Source organism: Thalassotalea sp. 273M-4, assembly GCF_041410465.1.
GTDB classification, from domain to species: Bacteria; Pseudomonadota; Gammaproteobacteria; order Enterobacterales; family Alteromonadaceae; genus Thalassotalea_A; species Thalassotalea_A aquiviva.
In genome coordinates this window covers 1,996,715-2,017,464 of record NZ_CP166961.1, presented here as the reverse complement: position 1 = coordinate 2,017,464, position 20,750 = coordinate 1,996,715, and the positions used below count along the sequence as shown (strand labels likewise).

The following is a 20,750-nucleotide window of genomic DNA, read 5'->3' as shown; positions in this document are numbered from 1 at the left end:
ACAAAAGTTATCGCCAGTAAGAGTGATGTTAAATCTCTTGCTGGCGTTAGACTAAAAAATTTGAAATGGGGTTTAATCGAGCGTTAGTTCTTCGTGCTCTAAGCGTATATCTTTTAAATTAAAACCCAGAGGAATATCTTTTTTTAGATTCAATAATTGTTGACTTATTTGGATTTGGTCATGGCATTCAGTGAATTTTCTTTTCAGCGACTTCTTCAAGTCTTCGGCGGCTAAAATTGCATTTAATGATCCATATTGTTGCAATAAGTCGGCAGCGGTGACTGGGCCTATTCCGGTGACACCAGGTATTTTATTGGTGTTATCGCCCGTCATCGTCCAGTAGTCAATTAATTGGCTAGACTTCACCGAAAACTTATTTCGCACATACTCTTCATCCATGTAACGTTTATTAAAGTAGTCATAAACGTCAATGTTTTGCCCAAGTATAGGCAAGTAGCCCTTGTCGGTTGAAATGATGGTGGTATGTTGCCCCCTAAGAGCGACTTTTACCGCTAAGGTGGCAATTAAATCGTCGGCTTCATCGTTCTCTGATTCTAAAGAGTCGACACCAAGTTCTAAAAAACCGTCTTGTATATCAACTAAGCTTTCTTGCAAATGCGTGGGCATTTGTTTGCGCCCTTTTTTGTAATCCGCAAACAGCTGATATCGCCAACAAGGATTTTTACAGTCAAAAACGGCTAACGCATGGGTTGGTTTCAACTCATTCAGGATTTTTTGCAATGCTTTATTGGCATTGAGTTTAGTATTGTGAATGATCTGAACCTTGGTTTTGTCAGAGAGTTCGTCTAACAACAAAAAGGGGCGTTCCTGCACCGCATATATTCTGCGGATCAGGTTCATGGCATCGATTAAAATCAGGTTAACTTTCATTTTATTATTATTCTTGTACTATGTCGTAGCAGGGAGTGTATTTACTTCCAGGTAATTTCATACGCTGTTGCTTTACAAATGATGATAACAGGTTATCCATCAGAGACATAATTTCTTTGTCGCCACTGATTTGGTAACGGCCTTGTTCTCGGATCCGTTTAACCCATTCAGGTTTTACGTTACCGGCGACAATGCCAGAAAACGCTTTTCTTAAATTTGCAGCCAATTCATTGACTGGTAAATCTTTTCTTAAACATAAATTTGCCATATTTTCATGGCTAGGGTCAAACGGCCTTTGAAAGTGATCTTCTATTTCTAAGCTCCAATTATAATGATAGGCATCGCCAACCATCTTGCGATAATTAATGACCGAGTGTAAATGTTGTTGCAGATATTGCGCGACATCTTCAGAGTTATCGATAATGATGGTGTACATTTGCTGGGCTTCAGGCCCTAGTATAGAGCCAATAAAATTATCTAATTCAGCAAAGTATTGTTCACTCTCTCTTGGTCCCGTTAAGACTATAGGCAATTTTTGATATTTATTTTCAGGGTGCAATAAAATACCAAGAATAAACAATAACTCTTCCGCGGTGCCGGCCCCGCCTGGAAAAATAATCATTCCGTGACTTAAACGCACAAAAGCTTCAAGGCGTTTTTCAATATCGGGCATGATCACCAATTCGTTCACTATGGTGTTCGGGGGCTCTGCCGCGATGATGCTAGGCTCGGTTAATCCAATATAGCGTCCGCGGTAATTACGTTGTTTGGCGTGACCAAACGTTGCGCCTTTCATTGGACCTTTCATCGCCCCTGGGCCACAACCGGTACAAATGTTCATCCCTCTTAAACCGAGCTGATAGCCGACTTCTTTGGTGTATTTATACTCATTGTGATTAATCGAGTGGCCGCCCCAACAGGTAATAAGGTTGGGATCGCTTTCAAGCTTTATGCTGTTGGCATTTCGAATGATATCAAACACAATATGGGTAATGATGTTGCTTGGTTTTGGCTGCGGAATACAGAGGTAGCGGTTAGATATAAACAGAATGTCTCTTAATACAGCAGACAACTGCTCTCGAATTCCTGTGATCACTTTACCATCAACGAGAGCATGTTCAGGAGGATTGATTAGTTTAAGCTTTACGCCTCGTTCGCGTTTAAGAATTTCAATATCAAAGCTCTCATATTGTTTATAAATCGCTTCGGCATCGTCAGTGTTACTCCCAACGTTAAGTACCGCAAGGGAGCAGTTTCTGTATAGTTGGTAAAGTTCACTGTTGGCAGAGCGGTGCAGTAAATCGACTTCTAATGGAGAGAGCAGGCACATATTACCTACTGGGTTTAATTCTATCTGCATAGGCATACTCGTAAGCTAAACGTTAAGGGAGATTATAGATAACAAGTCTTGGTTGTTATAAATATTAAACTTGGCATGACCTTGTTATATTAAACGGCCATAATTTCAGTTTAGTTCAATAACTTAGCTTAGAACAAAAAATAAGCCTGCGAATAAGAAATGACGCAGGCTTAATCGATAGGATATATAACTTATTGGCGTAATGTGCGATTACGAGGTGTCGGTTGTTTGCGACTGGAACGAAATGGATTGATATCAAGACCACCACGACGGGTATAACGAGCAAATACTGACAAAGAGTCACACTGACAAAATTCCATAATATCGGTATAAATGCGCTCGACACATTGCTCGTGAAATTCGTTATGCTGGCGAAATGAAATGATATACGTTAACAGCGCAGCATGATCGATTTTAGGCCCTGTGTACTGGATGTAAACGCTACCCCAGTCGGGTTGATTGGTAATAAGGCAATTGGACTTTAACAAATGACTTACTAAATATTCGCTTACGTGCTCAGACTGAGGTTCAACACTGCCCTTTAACAAGTCGCGATCAAATTCGTAGTTATCAATAGTGATATCTACATGATCAATGTTTTTAGCTTTGATCTCGGGTATTTCTAATGCCAGGCAGTCATTAACATTAAACAAGGACACTTTAACCGGTTTACCGGCCACTTTGGCTAAATCATCACTCAAGGTTTGTTCTACTTGTTGCCAATTAGCAAAGCGAGTTTGGTTAAAACTGTTTAAATATAACTTAAATGACTTGGACTCAATAAGGTTTTCACTGTCAACGGGAAAACAAAACTCAGCAAGCGCGACAACAGGCTTGCCGCTTGGCAATAACCAAGATAATTCATAACCATACCAAATGTCTTCACCATAAAAAGGTAAAGAGTCGTTACTAAGGTTTAAATCTTGACGATTTAATGCTCTTGGAACACCTTGTAATAGTTCTGGGCTGTAGTCGCTCTTATAATCGGTTGTTTTGCCTAAAATCAGCGATTTTAATTCGTCGGCGTTTTGATATTTACTCATAGTGATTAAAATTGTGTTGGCAACAGGGTATGATACCTTCTATTAAACTTACCATTATAGGCAATACCAGAAAGAAGATGATTGGTGTTGACCATTTATTAAATTGAAAAGGGGCATTTTACCCGATGAGCGCGTCACAACCTAGTCTTAGTCAAAATCTTGACACATTTTTACAGCAATTTGTCCAACATAGTCAAAATAAAACCGGAAGTTTGCCTCTGGTTGAAGCGGATGAACAATGGCCATCGCCTTGTGAAGTTGGAGAGCCGAGTGCAAATGGGATGGTGCAGTGGCAGCCAGCCAAGTTTGATTCAGCTTTATCATTTGATAATGTTGAAAAGGCGCTTGAGCTCAGATTACACGACGATATTAAAACCTATTTTTGTCACTGTTTTGCCGAGTCCGTGCCGGCAACAGCAAAAGATGGAAATTTGGAGTTGTTATTTGCATGGAGTGCCGACGACTTTGAGCGTTTGCAAAAAAATGTTATCGGCCATGTCTTAATGAAGCAAAAATTAAAGCAGCAGGTGACGGTGTTTTTTGCTGTTACCGACGAAGAAGATATTAACTTGGTGATTAACAACGACAGTGGTGAAGTATGGACGGAAGCCGTTGGTTGTGAACCTTCTCATAAAGTCTCCGACTCGTTAGCTGAGTTTATCGCTCAGCTCTCGCCACTTTAATACCTGAGTAGCCAAAAGGTAATTAGATTTCCCTTTTGGCAAAATAAGTTTTAGTCTTTTGCTTGCAAACGCTTCAGCTCATTTTCTAATTCAATAATTTTTTGTTTTAGGGGCGCGATTGATTGGGCAATCTTTTGCTCTATTAAGCTTTCAATTTCGGTCTTTGATTTTGACTTAGCGCTGTTCTGTTTTGTTTCCTCACGCTCAGGTAACCTTGGGTTAGCTTGCCATTGCTGTAACCCCTTTATGATCAAAGCCAAAGGGGTGGAATTGGGCAAGCGAGATTTTAACAGTGCGACCGTTGGTTTTTTATTTTCTTTAGCCAAGTTCGCAGCAGCTTTTAATATTTCGTATTCTGTGCTCATTTTTAGTTCAGTTTTTGTTAAATTGCGCAAATTGTAGCGAAATTAACTAACGCTGTCAGCTGTTCTATTTGTAAAATATTATAAAACCTTTTATTTTCAATGGTTTGTGGTTTTTGGCGTGGTGTTTGCTTAAACTAATTACCTAATGTTAATTTATTAATAAATCAAAGAGAGAAAAAAAATGAAAAAGTCATTAGCTGCCTTATTAATTGCTGCCCCTTTAGCTATGGTGTTACCAGGTTGTATTGTCGTTGCCGATGGTGATGGCAGCCATGAAAACATCACCGCAAGTTTTCAAGATCGTGAATATGAAAATCGTAAGAAAATTGCTCGTTTATCTTTAGATATGGGATATCTAGAAGTGCAAGATCACCTAGGTGTGCCTGATTTTAATGAAACTTTTCAACGAAATAACGAGAACATTCAAGTCTTATTTTATCGTACTAATCGCAAACACAAAGATTCTATGACCACCAAAGATGAGTGTACGCCACTTGTATTTAAAAATGGAAAGCTGGTCAGTTGGGGTGAAAAAGCTTACAAGATGATTTAGTTCATCGGGTAATGTCTGCTTGTTTGGGTATGTTTTTTGTATTGTTATTGGCATACCCAAACGGCTTTTAATCCTTTATACCTACCTTATTGTTTTTTCTAACACGGCTTTTTTATAAGCTCTTTTTTAGTTTCTATTTTGTCACTAAATCTTGACGGATAATATTTTTACTTGCTAAGGTGTTTTTCCTGATACATTTTTTTTACAAAACCGTTTGACTCGCTAATGCCTACCTGAGCAAAGCTACTGGTTTGATGCTGTCGGTTTTTAGCCGTATGTACCTTCGTTATTTATGTGCCTTCGTTATTAAAGCCGCCGTTTAATGGAGAGGGTATTATTTAAAATCAACTTTCTAATTTGGTTTTGTTGGTAATCTCAGTAGTAACCAAAAGATTTCACTATCTAGAACAACAAGAGGTTAGTATGAACGATATAACACTTGCCACTGACGCGAACGTAAGAGCTGAGTATTTAACCGCTGCGGATTTAAAATTAGCGGCATCCTTACTGTTCCTAGCCTATCATGATGATCCGGTATTTATGGATATTTTTGGCGCCGAAAACAGTGACTATGAACAGTGTTTGCGAGCTGCCATTCGTGAAGAATTAACCACATTTTGGCAAGCTAAACAGCCTATCTTAGGTTTATATAACGGTGAAGCCCTGGTCGGCGTGGCGTGTTTACATGCACCAGATTCTGGCTTTGGCTCAGAACGTTTTTGGCACTGGCGACTAAAAATGTTACTTGGGGCAGGGTATGTTAGTACAAAACAAATGATTGAAAAAGAAGAGCTTATCTCATCAGTCGTTCCTCTAAAACGTTATCATCGTTTATCTTTTATTGCGATACACCCTTTACATCAACACCACGGATTTGGCCACTATCTCATGGCTGCGGTTAATACCGTGTTAAGTGAAGATCCTACGAGTGAGGGTGTCGCAGTGTATGTGACCACGGAAAAGTACAAAAACTTTTTTGCAGAATGCGACTATGAATTTGTCGAAGAGGTTAAAGTGGGTAATGTCGTTGGCCCACTCATGGTGCATTATAGACAAGTGTAATAATAAGAAACGCCTAATGAAAAAGACCTATAACAGCTTTAAAGAATTTTTCCCCTATTATCTTTCGCAACATCAACACCCTAAATGCCGAGCGATGCACTACATTGGTAGTGCATTGGTGATCATAGTGTTTATTTTTAGTTTACTGAGTCATCAGTTGTGGTATCTGTGGGTCTTGCCCGTTATTGGATACAGCTTTGCTTGGCTAGGTCATGCGTTGTTTGAGCACAATAAGCCGGCAACGTTTCAATATCCTTGGTTTAGTTTAATGGCTGACTGGGTGATGTTTTTTAACTTTCTAAGAGGCAAGCATCAAGATAGCTAAGTAAAATATTGCTTAGCGAAGTTATTCCTAACGTCAAAGTGCAAGCTCAAACCGCTAGCAACTTGTGGTTCTGTAGAATATCAAATAACGCGGTCATGCCGGCCTTAAAAATACGCTCGGTGCTATATCACTCATTTATAAAGTTTCTGCTAAAAAGACGCCAAAGTGAACCCAATACCTAGCGATATTCGATTATTGCTTTAATACCCCGATTGTTGTTAATGCCGTCAATGTATCCGTATCTTAATCTGGTATTAAGCATTCAGACAGCCGCTTAATGTGGTTTGGTGATTGAATAAAACCACAACCAAGGGTGATAAATATTCCAGCAAAGAATCCGACTTATCGGATCAGCAATATGTCGCATATGGTCATCATGTATCGGTTAGATAATCCTTTATATGGTATTAACGGGAAGCATAGAATTTGTCGCAATGAACTGGATAAAAATGAATATTTGGCATGTGAAAGAGGTAAAATGGTTTGGTATTCAGCCTAGGGCTATTAAAAAGCGGGTAAAATTCACGCACGCCTGACCTTTAGCCTTTATTATGAACAAATGAATCATTTGATGATGCACGTCATAACCGGTCAAAGTTTGCGCTATCGTATTCATCATGAGTCATGATTATTAGTCAATAAAAAGCCTGTACGCAAACTAACGTCATTGTCAGAAGCGCTTAACAAGAGTATTCTTGCAAAAAATTTCTTTAACAAAGAGAACAATAATGAATCAGGATAAATCGTACCCTATTGGCACCCCAGGACAAAAATGGGGTAATGACGAAAAACAATGTTGGTTATCTAAACAGCAAGTAAAACGCAGTTATCAAGATGAAGTGATTGCCAAGTTAAAGGATGCTCCAGCCTCGCTCGAAACAGTTAACTATGGCCAACTAACCTATAAAGATAAGACCTTTGAGTTATGTATTTTAAAGTCGGCTAATATTGATTTAACCAAACCTTTCATTTTAATCACTGGTGGGGTGCATGGTTACGAGACCAGTGGGGTCCAAGGTGCTATTCGTTTTGCCCAAACTCAAGTGGAACAATTTCCTCAATTTAACTTTGTGATTGCGCCGTGTATTAGCCCTTGGGGATACGAAACCATCAATCGCTGGAACCCGAATGCCATTGATCCCAACCGTTCATTTTATCAACCCAGTCCAGCGCAAGAATCGGCGCTAATAATGGCGTATGTAAACCAGTTAAAAACTGAATTGAATATTGAATTTTTAGCGCATTTTGACTTACATGAAACCACAGATACAGATAACAGTGAGTTTCGTCCCGCGCTTGCCGCTCGTGATGCCAGCGTACAAACATCTTGGAATATACCTGACGGTTTTTATTTGGTTGGTGATAGTGAGAATCCACAAAAGGCATTTCAAAAAGCGATTATTGAGGCAGTGGAGCAAGTTACTCATATTGCGCCAGCGGATCAAAATAATCAGTTAATAGGTAAAGATTTAGACCAATTTGGGGTCATTAATTACCCAACGAAAAAATTAGGCTTATGCGCAAGTCTTACTGGTGCTGCGTATTGTACGACCACAGAAGTGTATCCTGATAGCGACAAAGTCGATGATGAAAACTGCATACGAGCTCAAGTTGCCGCGATCAGTGGTGGATTAAAACATTTATTATCGCTTTAAAGTCTTTCATTAAGTAATAACGTCAAGCTATCCAAACCATTTGGCTAGCTTGACGACACAAGCTTTAAATATATAGCACTAGCATTTTTAATGCCGCTTTCCTCCTTTTTCTTGGCGTATCTTAGCCCATCATCTTAGCTCATTATCTTAGCTCATTATCTTAGCTCATTATCTTAGCCCATATTAGGTATGTTAACTTCAGTGTATTAAAGCGTATTAACTTTAGGTCATTTAAGCTTTCTTACTTTACTAGAATCGCACTTATATGCTGTTTTTACTCTGCCTTGAGGATAAAAATCACTTACCCCAAAACAACAGTCCCCAAGCTGTGTGTCAAACCTCATTGTGAAAAAACTTTTTATCCCTACCACAATTTTATTTACCTTTACTCAATAATAAAAAATCTATACTTTACAATTACTTACAAGGTGGTGTGGAAAATATATTTTCATCTTTTTGAGCTATGTGAACATTGTAATATTTCTTGGATTAGAAATACGACATTAATAAATACAAAAGCATAGATTGAAACATTCATCTCTACATTAACGACCCTTCATTTCAATCATAACAAAGCGATTTTCTCATTTAATCGCGGGGAAATTTAACACGATGCATTCTCATGATATAAAAACGGCTTGTTTAAATTCAGAAGCCGCACTCTTGGACAAAATTACAGAAGATATTCGAGCAAAAGGATATAGCATTAATCGCCATCTTGATGCTTTTCAAGGGCAAAAAAATAGAGTGTTATCTATGGTTCTCTTCCTTAATTAAAGCATGGCAAGAAGGTCATGGCGGTGAATTGGTTTTATATCAAAGTGGATCCTGTCAAAATGGGATGATAGTGAAACCAGAGTTTGGCACATTGGCGCTTTTTCTAAGCGAAGAATTCCCCCACGAAGTTTTAACGGCCAACAAAGAGCGATATTCTATTGCCGGTTGGTTTCGAAGTAATGGCTCGTTTGGATATAAAGTTGACCCGCCGCAATAATCAAAGTGAAGAGGGTGATATGATTATTTTTTATCTTATCAAGTATTTCCCGACCTATAATAATTAGTTGTTGCCTATATCTAATAATGACACCAAATATCAGGGTTAATGCATATGCGAGCATTTTTATCTCTTTATCTGACAAACTTTTTTCTTGTGGCTGGCACCGGCTTACTGACCACTTATTTAGCCGTCTATTTAACTGCTGCAGAGGTAACAACCTTTTGGATTGGGTTAATGACCTCAGCGTATTATTTGGGGTTATTATCCGGTTCAAAAATAGCGTATTACTTTATTAAAAGCGTAGGTCATATTCGCACTTTTGCAGCCAGTACGGCAACGGTACTTGCCTGTATTGCAACGCATGGGTTAACAGATAATATTTATATTTGGCTCGTTTTAAGGTTATTCGTTGGCATTGGTATGATGTGTAACTACATGGTGCTAGAAAGCTGGCTTAATGAGCAAGCTGAGCCCGAAAATCGTGGCGAAATATTTTCAATTTATATGATCACATCCTACTTTGGCATGATCGTAGGACAGTTTGTATTATCCCTGTTTCCGGCATTGGGTTTGGCCCCCTTGTTTCTTATTTGCATTGCCGTCTCGATTGGAATTGTGCCAATATCGATTACTCGGAGAATCCACCCCGCGCCTTTAAAACCCATCTCGATTAGTTTTTTTAGCTATTTTAAATCCATTCCTGAAGCCCTTACCGCGGTGTTGTTTGCAGGCATTATAAATGGCAGTTTTTACGGCTTAGCACCAGTTTATGCTCAACAAGCCGGCTTTAATGCCAGTGATATCGGCTCATTTATGGCGATTACGGTACTTGCCGGTTTGTTGGCGCAATGGCCCATGGGGGTGTTATCAGATAGGGTCAGACGCAGTGTATTAATTAGAATAAATTCGCTTGGGATAGGAGTTGTGGCCCTAGTCATGAGCTTTAATACCGCCCCAAACATACTGACCTTGGTCTCGACGTTTTGCTTTGGCCTTTTTGCTTTTACTATGTACCCACTGTCATCGGCGCTCGCTAACTCGGCGGTCAGCGATGAAGACAGAGTCGGGGTTTCATCGGCGTTATTAATCGCCTTTGGTGGCGGAGCCTGTTTGGGCTCAACAGTGATTGCCCAATTAATGTCTTTAATAGGTTTTCAAGCCTTGTATGGCTCAATCGCCATACTAACCCTAATAATGTTTGTATCCTTGTCAGTGATTAACTCGGTGCAAAAAAGAGAAACCCCAAGTGAAGATGACTATGTCGTCAGTCCATCAGATATCACCACATCACCTATGGCCGCATCATTAGACCCACGAATTGATGAGACTACGGTTCATGAACAAATGGTAGAACATAATGATGAATCTAATGAAGAAAAAGAATGAAATAAATAGCATTAATAGATACTAAATCTGTTTTTAACTTTAATTGTATTTTTCATTTGAAAAATTATGTGAAGTGCTATATTTTGGATTTAAAAATTTACTTACATAAAAACTGATAATATGAATTTTAGATTTACTGATAAAAATAAAAAAGGTTTTATATCTTCTTGTTTATTAATCATATTATTGCCATTTTTTTTGTCCCTTTTTATAGATTTAGTTTTTAAATATAAACTTTCTAATTCTTCCTTTTTCTATAACAGTTGTCATAAAGTTTGGGCACATAGGGGCTATCACAAAGAGTTCGAACAAAACTCAATAAAAGCTGTTAAAAAAGCCATAGAACTCAATGCAAAAGGCATTGAAGTGGATGTTTTTTTTGATGAGGTATTAAACGACTACATTATATCTCATGATTATCCATATAATTTAAAATATGGAAAACTTTTAACACTAAAAGAATTATTCAATAGTGTAAATAATGATGTTTATTTTTGGTTGGATTTCAAAAATTTAAAATATCTAGATGAAGCTAACATCAATTCGGCTGTAAGTAGATTTCTTCAATTAACAAAAGAGCATCACTTAAAAGATAGAGTATTAATTGAATCGCAAAGTGCAAATCATCTAAAAGCATTCTCATTAGAGGGGTTTAACACAAGCTATTGGATTACGTTCAATGAAAGAGATGGAAAATTAAATTTTTTAATTGAAATATATAAATTAAAAATTAAGTATATTCTTGAATATTTTTCAGCTGTTTCTATGGGATACCAAAACTATAGTCCTATTCTTAAGGATTCTTTGAATTCATTACCTATACTACTGTTCACGGTCAATGAAAAAAATATATTAAAAGAATTCCTGAGAAATGAATATGTAAAAGTAACACTATCCGATGAGAATTTTTACACTGCCCAATATTGTCATTAGATAATTTATTAACCCAAAAAGAACTCATAATATATTTTCAATATATTCCTAAAGATTTATTTTGTGTTGTTTTAAATTAGCATCTAAAAATTGCACTTGATCATTATTAATATTTTTTTGACAGTAATCGTTATCAGTTAAATCTGTGGATGTGATTTCTGACCAACTAGAAAAAATACATTCAAAATAGTACAAAGAAATAAAACCTTTAGTTGTACCATTTTTTAACAAATCTGTTTTAGGAAAAGTAAATAGTGGCACTTTTAACGAGTCAAGATTCGGAGGGGTTCTAACATCATGCTTTAATGGCAATACACCATTAGGATTTATTAATCCATGATCAGCAAAAAATAAGTACTTACCATTGAAATTTGAGACTACGTTTATTATTTCGTTTTGGACATGGTCTGTAAAAATGATAGAATTATCATATTCATCAAGTATTTTGTTCTTGCTGCTAAATAACGAGAATTCAGCAGGATATCGATCACTAAATTGCATATGAGAGCCATAAAAGTGTAAAACTACGAGAGTTTTATTTTCTTGATTAAGTACGATAGTCTTAAGTTTTTCAACTAAGTCAATGTCATAAACAGAGCCTGGCTTAATATCCGAGTAAAAAAAAGTATGGTCAGCTTGGTTCGCTATTGCAGATACAGAATGATCCCAAGTACTTGTTTGCGCGTGATTTGAAATCCAAAAGGTGGTATAACCAGCATCTTTCGCAAGGTTTATAATTGATTTAGCTAAATCTGGTTTGTCATGTGATTTTGTTAACGCCGTAGGTAATGAATTCCAAGTGTTTGTTCCTGCAGCATACGTATTATCAAATAAACTAATAGCGTGTAATAGCTTGGAAAGTTGAGGAGTTGTTTCTCTTTTGTAGCCATAAATACTTAAGTGATCAGCCCTTAATGATTCACCAATTCCAAGTACTAATAACTTGTTATTGTCATTCATATCGGTAACATTCTTCCATGTGCTGTTTAGTCCTTTTTGCTGAGATGAAAAAAAAGCTAAACTATCTGTAAATCCCTTAATTGATTTAAGTGCAGGTAACCTCAACGCTATTTCTTCTTCAACAACATATTCGAATAAATTAAAAATATGAGATTGACTTTTAGCAAGCCCAGTACGTTTGTAGTTATCAAATTTCTCAGAAGAGAAAAATGTATTAGCTTTATAAGTAAGAGGTAAAATCAAATATATTATTCCAGCAAAAGCGAGGTATTTTAGATATTTTTTCTCACTTGGTACTGGCGCTAAGCCAACAGTAATTATAAATGTAATGGTTACAAGTACCGAAAAGAGATTAAACTGTATAAATGCTAATGATTCACTGACAGTGCTTGAAAATAAACTCATGACCATACTGATGGATAAAGATGAGTTGTAAGACAACTCAGTAAATAATTTTATGCTCAAAAATATGGCAATCAAAAAACGAAATATTTTTGAGTTTGGGAAAAATACCAAAGCTGTCAATAAGCTGCATTGTAATAGTATGTGAAGTGTTCCATGAAAAAATGATATTTCAATTTTGGAAAGATTTAGAAAGAAACAATAAAGTAGCAATGTAAAGGGAAGAAGCAGCAATTTGTAGTTTATCTGTGTATTCATTTAGTTAAATTTCAAGTTTTAAGAGTTGTCCAGTCGAATCCATAATGAAGTATTTGACACTCAGGGAGTAGAGAAAATAGAGAAAGATAACTAGTTTTGATTGATTTTATATAACCCTTTTTCAAGGATGATTTTAATAAAAGGTACGTATTTTATGCAAAATGAAGATTGAAATTTCCTCTTCTACCTAAAAAATTAATTCACCTTGTAAACTTAGCTTTCAAAGCTTTGAGTTAATATAATGATGATAAATATTATCTCATTCTATTTTATCTAACATCTTTTCATAAGCTTACGGAAAAACTGATATTTTATCCATCCCTTATTTTGTAATAAATTTTTAAGTACTAAACAATCCCTCTTTGTTGTAAATTGCAAGTTCTTCAATGCTTAACCATACTCTTCTTTACTCAATAAAAATGTCGTGCCCTAGAAAGGGAGTTAGGAGAAGGAATTTGAATGAAGCAACACGTTTATCTCGCGGATGACTTAGGTGATTTGCAGTTGATCTGCCAACAACTTGAACAAAAAGGCTTTAGCAAACCACAGCTACACCTCATTGGTAATAGACAGGGCGTTCGTTACCTAGAATCCTTATTGCCATCAGGCAGTTACTTCATTGGCTCCATGTTTCGCCGTGAAATTAACACCATCATTGCTCTGTTGGTAACTATCGCTATTGCCAGCGCAGGCTACATTTTAAATCTTACCCTACCTATGCTTATATCATTAGTGCTCTTTTGTTTTGCCTTTATTTTTTTCATCTTAACGTCGATTAATAAATACCCACTAGCATCGAGTGAAAAAACATTAAATTGCACGAGATTAAATAAACAATTAAAACAAGGGCGCTTTATCTTGTTAATCGATCACACAGAACAACAAGAGGCTTTGATTGAAAATGTTATTACTGAGCATCCACATATAGAAAATGTTGGTGTGTATGAGTTTTAACATCGATAGCACAGATCATAAGCATCACTAGATTTAACAAATAGGATCCGAATATGAGTAAACCCATAGTTGCCGCCATATCGCCCAAAAAAGTTCACCTAGAACAAGGGAAAGAATATTATTTTTGTACCTGTGGCCGCTCTGCCAACCAACCTTTTTGTGACGGTTCTCATGCCGGAACAGATTTCAAACCAAAGCCTTTTAGAGCAAAAGAAACGGCCGATGCATATTTATGTCAGTGTAAACATACCGGTAATAGTCCATTTTGTGATGGTAGCCATAAACAATTTGACGATGACCACATTGGTAAAGCAGGTCCAGGAGTGTCAACGCAACAGGCAGATGTTCCTAAAGTGAAAAGAACAACAGAAGAGCCAACACTCGAGTTTATTCATCAGTTAGCCCGAGATGGACTGGCAAATATGGGAAGTCATGGACCAATGGTTGCGATGGGGGTGCCAAGATATAAATTACCACAATGGGATGATATTCAAATTATGGTCGCGCAAATGGCGACTAAGCCTTTAATGGAAGATGTGGCAGTAGATACTCAAGTGATTATTGGCCCAAGGGCAAAAAAGCCCTTAAAGCTTGATATTCCCTTACTGGTTTCTGATATGAGCTTTGGTGCTTTGTCTGAAGAAGCCAAAATTGCTCTGGCAACCGGGGCTGAACTTGCCGGTACCGGAATTTGCTCTGGTGAAGGGGGAATGTTGCCCGAAGAGCAACAAGCTAATTCGAAATACTTTTATGAGCTTGCTAGTGCCGGTTTTGGTTTTTCTAAAGACAAGCTGAAAAATGTACAAGCTTTTCATTTTAAAGGCGGGCAGGGCGCTAAAACGGGCACCGGCGGCCATCTGCCCGCGAATAAAAATGTTGGTAAAATAGCGCAAGTTCGAGGCCTTAAAGAAGGCACCGACGCAGTGTCACCGCCCACATTTAAAAACTTACATAACGTTGATGATTTTAAAAACTTTGCCAATAAAGTACGTGAGATCACTGGGGGGATCCCTATCGGTTTTAAGTTAAGTGCTAATCACATTGAACAAGACATTCATTTTGCTTTAGACGCTGGCGCCGATTACATTATTTTAGATGGTCGAGGGGGCGGAACAGGTGCCGCACCGCAAATGTTTCGCGATCATATTAGTGTGCCAACCATTCCCGCTCTTGCTCGTGCGCGTAAATATTTAGATGAGCAAAATGCCAGTGATGTCACATTGATAATAACGGGCGGATTACGAGTCCCCATTGATTTTGTCAAAGCACTTGCTCTTGGCGCGGATGCTGTCGCGTTATCAAACAGTGCCATGCAAGCGATTGGTTGTGTTGCTGCTAGGATATGTAATACCAATAATTGCCCAGCGGGTATCGCCACTCAAAATAAAGACCTACGACAACGGCTAAACATTGAAAAATCAGCTGTTCAGTTGAAAAATTTCTTTCAAGCATCGACTCAATTAATGTCTGTCATGGCCAGAGGATGTGGTCATGATGCCTTGTCCAAATTTAATCAAAATGATTTAGCCACATGGCACCAAGATATGGCCATGTTGTCAGGGGTGAAATTTACCGGGGTGAAAACTCGCTAAACCCACCATTTATAAAATAGGTGTCAAAGTTTGCTTAACCTGACACCTTTATAATGTCGACTTTAGCTACTGCAGTTCAATGAATAAATTTCAGACGAAAAAAAGCCCCGCTAATTGAAGTGACCCCCAATAGTTGGACATTCCAATTACTGGGGGTCTTTTTATGTCTACATACAGTAGAGAGTTCAAACTAGAAGTAGCAATGCAAGCCAACACCAAAGGTTCGCGCCAGCTTTCAAAACAATTCAATGTCAGTTCAAGACAAATTCGGTATTGGTGTTTAGTGTTTCGCCTTCATGGCGATGTTCTGCGCAACTAAATCAGGACACTTTTCTTAAAGAATTTTCATAATAAATTTCATATTCAATTGGCGACATATCTTCGTTAGCTGTATGAAGCCTTTCTACGTTGTAATACCTCATATATGCACTGACATCATTTTTCATATGTTCTCGCGTTAGCTGAGGCACTTTAAACAGCCAATCATGTTTTAAGCTACCGAAGAATCGTTCAACTACAGCATTATCCCAACACGCGCCAACATCGCCCATGCTTGCTCGAATACCATAGCTTATCAGTAATTTCCGATAGTGTTTACTCGTATATTGTGAGCCTCGGTCACTATGAAATACCAGGCCCTTAGGCGGTTGACGTAAGTTATATGCCTTTATCATTGCTTTGCTAACCAAATCGGTAGTCATGCGCTTATCGATATGCCAGCCAACAATACGGCGAGAATATAAGTCCATCACAATGGCTAGATACATCCAACCCTCACCAGTTTTTAAATAGGTGACATCACCTGCCCAAACTTTATTTGGCGCAACAGGATTGAAGTTTTGGTTTAGTAAATTATCCACGACCGCATCGCTATGCTTACGTTTAGTCGTGACTTTATACGCAATACGCTGCGTTACAACCAAATTAAGCTTAGCCATGAGCTTTTTCATACCATAGTCGCTGATATTCAAGCCCTCCTTGCATAACCGTTTTCGCAATTCTCTATAACCTAAGCTACTACGACTTTTCTTAAAGATATCCTTAGCTCGTCGATATAAATGCAATTGCTCGGCGGTTATGATTTTTGCAGGCTTATTGAGCCAGGCATAATACGCTGAGCGACTTACTTTCATTACCTTACAAAGCTTAGTAACAGGAAATGTCGAAGAAAATTGCTTAATTGTTTGAAACGTTACTTGGTTTCCTTTAGCAGGAGGGCGCTGGCTTTTTTTAGGATCTCTTTTTCCATCCTTAGCTCTTTTACTTCTTTGCGAAGCTTTAATAACTCTGCTTTTTCATCTGCATTTAAGCTACTACCAGATTGTTCTGCTTCAAACTTGGCTTTCCAGTTATAAAGCAACTTATCCGTTATTCCTAATGATTCAGCAGCCTTGGAGACGCTGTAACCATGTTCTGTTACCAATGCAACGGCTTCTTTTTTAAACTCTGCCGTATAGCTTCTAAGTTTTCTTTTTGTCATTTTACACCTCAATAATTGGATTATATTCCATTATCAAAGTGTCCTGTTTAATTAAATCAGATCAATAAACTAGAAAACTCTAATTTAGAACTGTGTCATTAATGGGGAAGTGGACATATAGTCTTTGAAAGGTAAATCATCCCAAGTGTTTTGTGCTAAATATTTCATATAATCCTTTATTTCTATTACTACTTTTATTCAAGTTTACAATAAGAGTAACGGATAGAGCTAGTGCCAAAACCCAGTTCGGATTTTTACACCAGCAGATAATTTACCTTAATTATCACAACACCACTAAAAATGAGGGGTAGGAGATACCCAATTAATTCCAAGTAACGGATTAAATCCTTTTTGACCCTTAAAAATCACCTGAAATATAAGTTTATTTTGACGAATTTACCCTAATACCCAATTCGCCTTAATGGGGTTTACTCTAATTCGGGTGGATTTTGTGCCTATCGATACAACGAAATAGATAATGAAACTGGTGTATAAACCGCGAATAGTGCAGGGTAGAAGAAATATTGGTGTAAGTGAGAATAAATTAAGAATTTAACCAAACGACAGATACAAAAAAACCCAGCTTATGCTGGGCTTATCTGATAAATGGTGCCGACTGCCGGAGTCGAACTGGCGACCTACTGATTACAAGTCAGTTGCTCTACCAACTGAGCTAAGTCGGCACACAAAACTGTGTGCAATAAACAATGTTTATTTTGGCACCGAATAAATGAACATATCATCTATTCTAAAATATGGTGCCTTGACCCGGAATCGAACCAGGGACACGAGGATTTTCAATCCTCTGCTCTACCGACTGAGCTATCAAGGCAATTTGCTATAGGGTGGGCTTGTTGGCTTCCCCTTGAAGACGGGCGCTATTAAACTGGTTTTCGTCCTCCCCGTCAACTACTTTTTTATAAAAAATCGTGTTTTTTTTTAATTAATTTAAATTATGGTCAAAGCGATTAAAAAAGCATCATGATTTTACTGAATTTTAACTAAGGCTGCTCAGGCAGCCCTTAAAAAAGTAAAAAGAGTGTTTATTTACTCTCTGGCGTGTAGCCCTCAATTTTAGGCTCTTTGCCCTCAAATAGAAAATCGACCATGTTTTTTTCTAAAAATTTACGATCGTCAGGGTTCATCATCGACAATTTGTGCTCATTAATAAGCATTGTTTGCTTTTTCTGCCAAATAGCCCAAGCTTCCTTTCCGATATTATCAAAAATGCGTTTACCAATCTCACCTGGGTAAAATTGAAAATCTAGGCCGTCGTCTTCTTTTTTTAAATGTTGACAAAAAACTTTGCGCGTCATAATTCGTTCTCTTTCTCGATTGGGTTGTTCAATAAAGTCAGCAAAGATTTACTAGGTGCTGACAGGCCAATGTTTGCCCCTTGCTCGAGATGGTACCAAAGCTGATCATTATTATCATTAATATTAGTGCCTTTGTTGGATATTTCGACCAGAATTGGGCTTATGTCTAAATGAAAATGACTAAACGTGTGACGAAACTCGGTTAAATTTTTTATCGCTTTAACCTCTAATCCTAACGAGCTAGCCAATTCATTGATTTTATCAGCCGAGTCTAGCTCATAAAAACTCCATAAACCGCCCCAAATACCTGAAGGTGGGCGTTTATACATTAATACCGAATGCTGATAATAAAACATCACCATCTGAGTTTGTTTTACAGGCTTTACTTTTTTCGGCTTTTTACCCGGGAATTCAGATTGTTTCTCATGAAAAAATGCTTGGCAACCTTGTTTTAATGGGCACTCGGTACAAGATGGTTTGGAGCGTGTACAGATCATCGCTCCCATATCCATCATCGCTTGATTAAATTCACTCACCCCTTGAGCTGGGGTTAATTGCTCTGATAATTGCCACAATTGCTTTTCAAAACTGGCCAAGCCAGGGTAACCCTCAACCATATGATAACGCGCTAATACACGTTTTACATTGCCGTCAAGAATTGGGTGATGCTGACCTAATGATAGCGACAATATTGCACCAGCGGTTGATCGCCCGATACCCGGTAAAGCAATAACGTGTTCAATGTTTTGTGGAAATTGACCTTGATACTGGTCGCGAATTTGTTTAGCCGCCTTATGTAGATTGCGCGCTCTGGCGTAATAACCTAACCCGGTCCAATGGTGTAGAACCAAATCTTCTTTGGCATTGGCTAAATCGAGTACGGTTGGAAAACTTGCCATAAAGCGTTGGTAGTATGGGATAACCGTTGCCACTTGAGTCTGTTGCAACATGATTTCAGATATCCAAACTTTATATGGGGTTTTATCTTGTTGCCATGGTAAATGGGTGCGACCTTTGTCAGCAAACCAAGCAAGAATTTGATCACTAAACTGCATAAAGATATAAATTTATTGATTCTATTTATTGGTTGGGGAGTGTATCGCCTTTAGTAATTGTGCGCCATGCTAAATGCTTTATTTGAGTTCAATTTACATAATAAAACTTGGCAATTGTCTGTTTTCGCACTATTCTTCGCGCTAAATATGACAATGAGAAGGTATGTTATGATGGAAGCAAAAAATCGTAGTCGTCGTTTACGTAAAAAATTACGTGTCGATGAATTTCAGGAGTTGGGCTTTGACGTTGCGTGGCAATTTGAAGAAGGCACCACAGACGAAGCCATAGATGAATTTATCGATAAATTTTTTGACGAAGTTATTGAACCCAATGGTTTAGGTTTTGGTGGCGAAGGCGATCTTATTTGGCATGGTCTTATTTGTACCCAAAAACTTGGTAAATGTACTGACGAACATCGTCAAGAGGTCAAAAAGTGGCTGACAGATGCCGGAGCAAAATCGGTAACCGTATCTGAACTGTACGATGTTTGGTGGGCGTAAAACGCCTATACTTAATTTACCTAACCATATTCGACATGAATTATCGGCTACCTTATCGGTATAAGACAAACCTGTGATACATATCATGTCCGTTTTAAAAGCTGGGAGTTGAGTTCTGTTGGTAAAAGCAGGATAATGCCTGGCTAAAATTTTCGATGCCAAAGAGATGTATAAATGAGTAATGAGCAAAAGCACAAAACGATTGAACAAGCCGAAGCAGAAGGCAAATATATTCGTAAAGTCAGAAGTTTTGTAAAACGTGAAGGTCGACTAACTAAAGGTCAGGCACGTGCTTTAGATACCCTTTGGGATACCATGGGATTAAACCACAGCGATGGTATGCTAGATATCGCCAATTTATTTGGTAATGACAACCCAATCACTCTTGAAATTGGTTTTGGTATGGGTAAGTCTCTGGTTGAAATGGCTAAAAATGACCCTAACCGCAATTTTATCGGTATTGAAGTTCACCGCCCAGGTGTTGGTGCTTGTTTGGCTCTGGCAGAAGCTGAAGGTGTTCATAATTTAAAAGTGTATGAGCACGATGCGATTGAAATTTTAGATGATTGCGTACCTAAAGGTTGTATTGACACGGTGCAATTATTCTTCCCTGATCCGTGGCACAAAGCCAAACACCACAAGCGCCGTATCGTAAAGCCAGAGTTTATTGAGAGTATTCGTAATATTCTTATTCCAGGTGGTGTATTCCATATGGCTACCGACTGGGAAAACTACGCTGAGTGTATGTTAGAAGACATGAGCCAAGCGCCAGGTTTTGTAAATATGTCAGAAACCAACGACTATGTACCTCGCCCTGATTCTCGTCCTTTAACTAAATTTGAAAACCGCGGCCAAAAGCTAGGTCACGGGGTGTGGGATTTACAGTTTCAAAAAGTTGACTAAACAAATTTCAACTTAATGATCCACCAAAGGGGCAGTTTAGCCCCTTTTTTGTGCCGGATTTTGCAATTTGTAACTT

At 38.0% G+C, this 20,750-nt stretch carries 22 protein-coding genes and 2 tRNA genes; 14 read left to right on the top strand and 10 right to left on the bottom strand.

Annotated elements, in window-relative coordinates; genetic code table 11:
* Positions 1-72: 72 nt before the first annotated feature.
* From xni to queF, 3 genes are all read right to left on the bottom strand, one after another.
* A complete protein-coding gene (gene xni, locus ACAY00_RS09155; RefSeq protein WP_371372689.1) occupies positions 73-891 on the bottom strand; it encodes a flap endonuclease Xni in 819 nt (272 codons plus the stop codon).
* A gap of 7 nt (positions 892-898) precedes the next feature.
* Complete coding sequence (gene ppnN, locus ACAY00_RS09150) at positions 899-2,251, bottom strand: nucleotide 5'-monophosphate nucleosidase PpnN (protein WP_371372687.1); 1,353 nt, start codon at positions 2,249-2,251, stop codon at positions 899-901.
* 191 nt (positions 2,252-2,442) lie between these two features.
* Complete coding sequence (gene queF / locus ACAY00_RS09145; protein ID WP_371372685.1) at positions 2,443-3,294, bottom strand: NADPH-dependent 7-cyano-7-deazaguanine reductase QueF; 852 nt, start codon at positions 3,292-3,294, stop codon at positions 2,443-2,445.
* Positions 3,295-3,419: 125 nt separating this feature from the next.
* On the opposite strand from queF, the gene syd reads away from it, so the two are divergent.
* Entirely contained in the window at positions 3,420-3,977 is a 558-nt protein-coding gene (gene syd / locus ACAY00_RS09140) for a SecY-interacting protein (protein WP_371372683.1), read from the top strand.
* Positions 3,978-4,027: 50 nt separating this feature from the next.
* Here syd and ACAY00_RS09135 read toward each other — a convergent pair whose 3' ends face one another.
* The gene (locus ACAY00_RS09135) at positions 4,028-4,342 is read right to left on the bottom strand and encodes a hypothetical protein (protein WP_371372681.1); all 315 of its coding nucleotides are present in this window, start codon (positions 4,340-4,342) and stop codon (positions 4,028-4,030) included.
* A gap of 181 nt (positions 4,343-4,523) precedes the next feature.
* On the opposite strand from ACAY00_RS09135, the gene ACAY00_RS09130 reads away from it, so the two are divergent.
* The 8 genes from ACAY00_RS09130 to ACAY00_RS09095 all read left to right on the top strand — a co-directional run bounded on the left by ACAY00_RS09130 (position 4,524) and on the right by ACAY00_RS09095 (position 11,253).
* On the top strand, positions 4,524-4,895 hold the full coding sequence (locus tag ACAY00_RS09130) for a DUF3192 domain-containing protein (protein WP_371372679.1): 372 nt from the start codon (positions 4,524-4,526) through the stop codon (positions 4,893-4,895).
* A 423-nt stretch (positions 4,896-5,318) separates the two neighbouring features.
* Positions 5,319-5,957 carry a GNAT family N-acetyltransferase gene (locus ACAY00_RS09125; RefSeq protein WP_371372677.1) on the top strand — a complete coding sequence of 213 codons (639 nt, stop codon included), beginning with the start codon at positions 5,319-5,321 and terminating at the stop codon, positions 5,955-5,957.
* A 16-nt stretch (positions 5,958-5,973) separates the two neighbouring features.
* Complete coding sequence (locus ACAY00_RS09120) at positions 5,974-6,282, top strand: Mpo1-like protein (RefSeq protein ID WP_371372675.1); 309 nt, start codon at positions 5,974-5,976, stop codon at positions 6,280-6,282.
* A 728-nt stretch (positions 6,283-7,010) separates the two neighbouring features.
* Positions 7,011-7,937 carry a M14 family metallocarboxypeptidase gene (locus ACAY00_RS09115; protein ID WP_371372673.1) on the top strand — a complete coding sequence of 309 codons (927 nt, stop codon included), beginning with the start codon at positions 7,011-7,013 and terminating at the stop codon, positions 7,935-7,937.
* 612 nt (positions 7,938-8,549) lie between these two features.
* Positions 8,550-8,714, top strand: a complete 165-nt coding sequence (locus ACAY00_RS09110) for a hypothetical protein (RefSeq protein WP_371379766.1) — start codon at positions 8,550-8,552, stop codon at positions 8,712-8,714.
* Positions 8,659-8,931 carry a 2OG-Fe(II) oxygenase gene (locus tag ACAY00_RS09105; RefSeq protein WP_371379652.1) on the top strand — a complete coding sequence of 91 codons (273 nt, stop codon included), beginning with the start codon at positions 8,659-8,661 and terminating at the stop codon, positions 8,929-8,931. The genes ACAY00_RS09110 and ACAY00_RS09105 overlap by 56 nt, the downstream gene beginning before the upstream one ends.
* A 114-nt stretch (positions 8,932-9,045) precedes the next feature.
* Positions 9,046-10,320 (top strand): MFS transporter, encoded by a 1,275-nt coding sequence (locus tag ACAY00_RS09100; protein ID WP_371372671.1) that lies wholly within the window; start codon positions 9,046-9,048, stop codon positions 10,318-10,320.
* 120 nt (positions 10,321-10,440) lie between these two features.
* Positions 10,441-11,253 carry a glycerophosphodiester phosphodiesterase gene (locus ACAY00_RS09095; protein WP_371372669.1) on the top strand — a complete coding sequence of 271 codons (813 nt, stop codon included), beginning with the start codon at positions 10,441-10,443 and terminating at the stop codon, positions 11,251-11,253.
* Between the two features lie 48 nt (positions 11,254-11,301).
* Here the strand turns inward: ACAY00_RS09095 and ACAY00_RS09090 are convergent, their stop codons facing one another.
* The gene (locus ACAY00_RS09090; RefSeq protein WP_371372667.1) at positions 11,302-12,873 is read right to left on the bottom strand and encodes a sulfatase-like hydrolase/transferase; all 1,572 of its coding nucleotides are present in this window, start codon (positions 12,871-12,873) and stop codon (positions 11,302-11,304) included.
* 459 nt (positions 12,874-13,332) lie between these two features.
* Here ACAY00_RS09090 and ACAY00_RS09085 point away from each other — a divergent pair, with 459 nt between their 5' ends.
* From ACAY00_RS09085 to ACAY00_RS09075, 3 genes are all read left to right on the top strand, one after another.
* Positions 13,333-13,827 (top strand): hypothetical protein, encoded by a 495-nt coding sequence (locus ACAY00_RS09085; protein WP_371372665.1) that lies wholly within the window; start codon positions 13,333-13,335, stop codon positions 13,825-13,827.
* Positions 13,828-13,880: 53 nt separating this feature from the next.
* On the top strand, positions 13,881-15,419 hold the full coding sequence (locus ACAY00_RS09080; protein ID WP_371372663.1) for a glutamate synthase-related protein: 1,539 nt from the start codon (positions 13,881-13,883) through the stop codon (positions 15,417-15,419).
* Positions 15,420-15,582: 163 nt separating this feature from the next.
* Positions 15,583-15,738, top strand: a complete 156-nt coding sequence (locus tag ACAY00_RS09075; RefSeq protein WP_371372661.1) for a hypothetical protein — start codon at positions 15,583-15,585, stop codon at positions 15,736-15,738.
* A gap of 1 nt (position 15,739) precedes the next feature.
* Here ACAY00_RS09075 and ACAY00_RS09070 read toward each other — a convergent pair.
* The 5 genes from ACAY00_RS09070 to mutY all read right to left on the bottom strand — a co-directional run bounded on the left by ACAY00_RS09070 (position 15,740) and on the right by mutY (position 19,270).
* Positions 15,740-16,899, bottom strand: a protein-coding gene (locus ACAY00_RS09070; RefSeq protein ID WP_371372659.1) for an IS3 family transposase whose coding sequence is annotated in 2 segments (ribosomal slippage) — positions 15,740-16,623 and positions 16,623-16,899 — 1,161 coding nt in all. Because the reading frame shifts where the segments join, the coding sequence is not laid out codon by codon here.
* A 607-nt stretch (positions 16,900-17,506) separates the two neighbouring features.
* Positions 17,507-17,582, bottom strand: a tRNA-Thr gene (locus ACAY00_RS09065).
* A 73-nt stretch (positions 17,583-17,655) separates the two neighbouring features.
* A tRNA-Phe gene (locus tag ACAY00_RS09060) sits at positions 17,656-17,731 on the bottom strand.
* A gap of 211 nt (positions 17,732-17,942) precedes the next feature.
* Positions 17,943-18,215, bottom strand: a complete 273-nt coding sequence (locus ACAY00_RS09055) for an oxidative damage protection protein (RefSeq protein ID WP_371372657.1) — start codon at positions 18,213-18,215, stop codon at positions 17,943-17,945.
* Complete coding sequence (gene mutY / locus ACAY00_RS09050) at positions 18,212-19,270, bottom strand: A/G-specific adenine glycosylase (protein ID WP_371372655.1); 1,059 nt, start codon at positions 19,268-19,270, stop codon at positions 18,212-18,214. Before mutY ends, ACAY00_RS09055 begins: the two co-directional genes overlap by 4 nt.
* A 168-nt stretch (positions 19,271-19,438) precedes the next feature.
* Between mutY and ACAY00_RS09045 the strand changes: the two genes are divergently transcribed.
* Both ACAY00_RS09045 and trmB read left to right on the top strand, forming a co-directional pair.
* Positions 19,439-19,771 (top strand): YggL family protein, encoded by a 333-nt coding sequence (locus ACAY00_RS09045; RefSeq protein WP_371372653.1) that lies wholly within the window; start codon positions 19,439-19,441, stop codon positions 19,769-19,771.
* 174 nt (positions 19,772-19,945) lie between these two features.
* Complete coding sequence (trmB, locus tag ACAY00_RS09040; RefSeq protein ID WP_371372651.1) at positions 19,946-20,674, top strand: tRNA (guanosine(46)-N7)-methyltransferase TrmB; 729 nt, start codon at positions 19,946-19,948, stop codon at positions 20,672-20,674.
* Positions 20,675-20,750 lie beyond the last annotated feature (76 nt).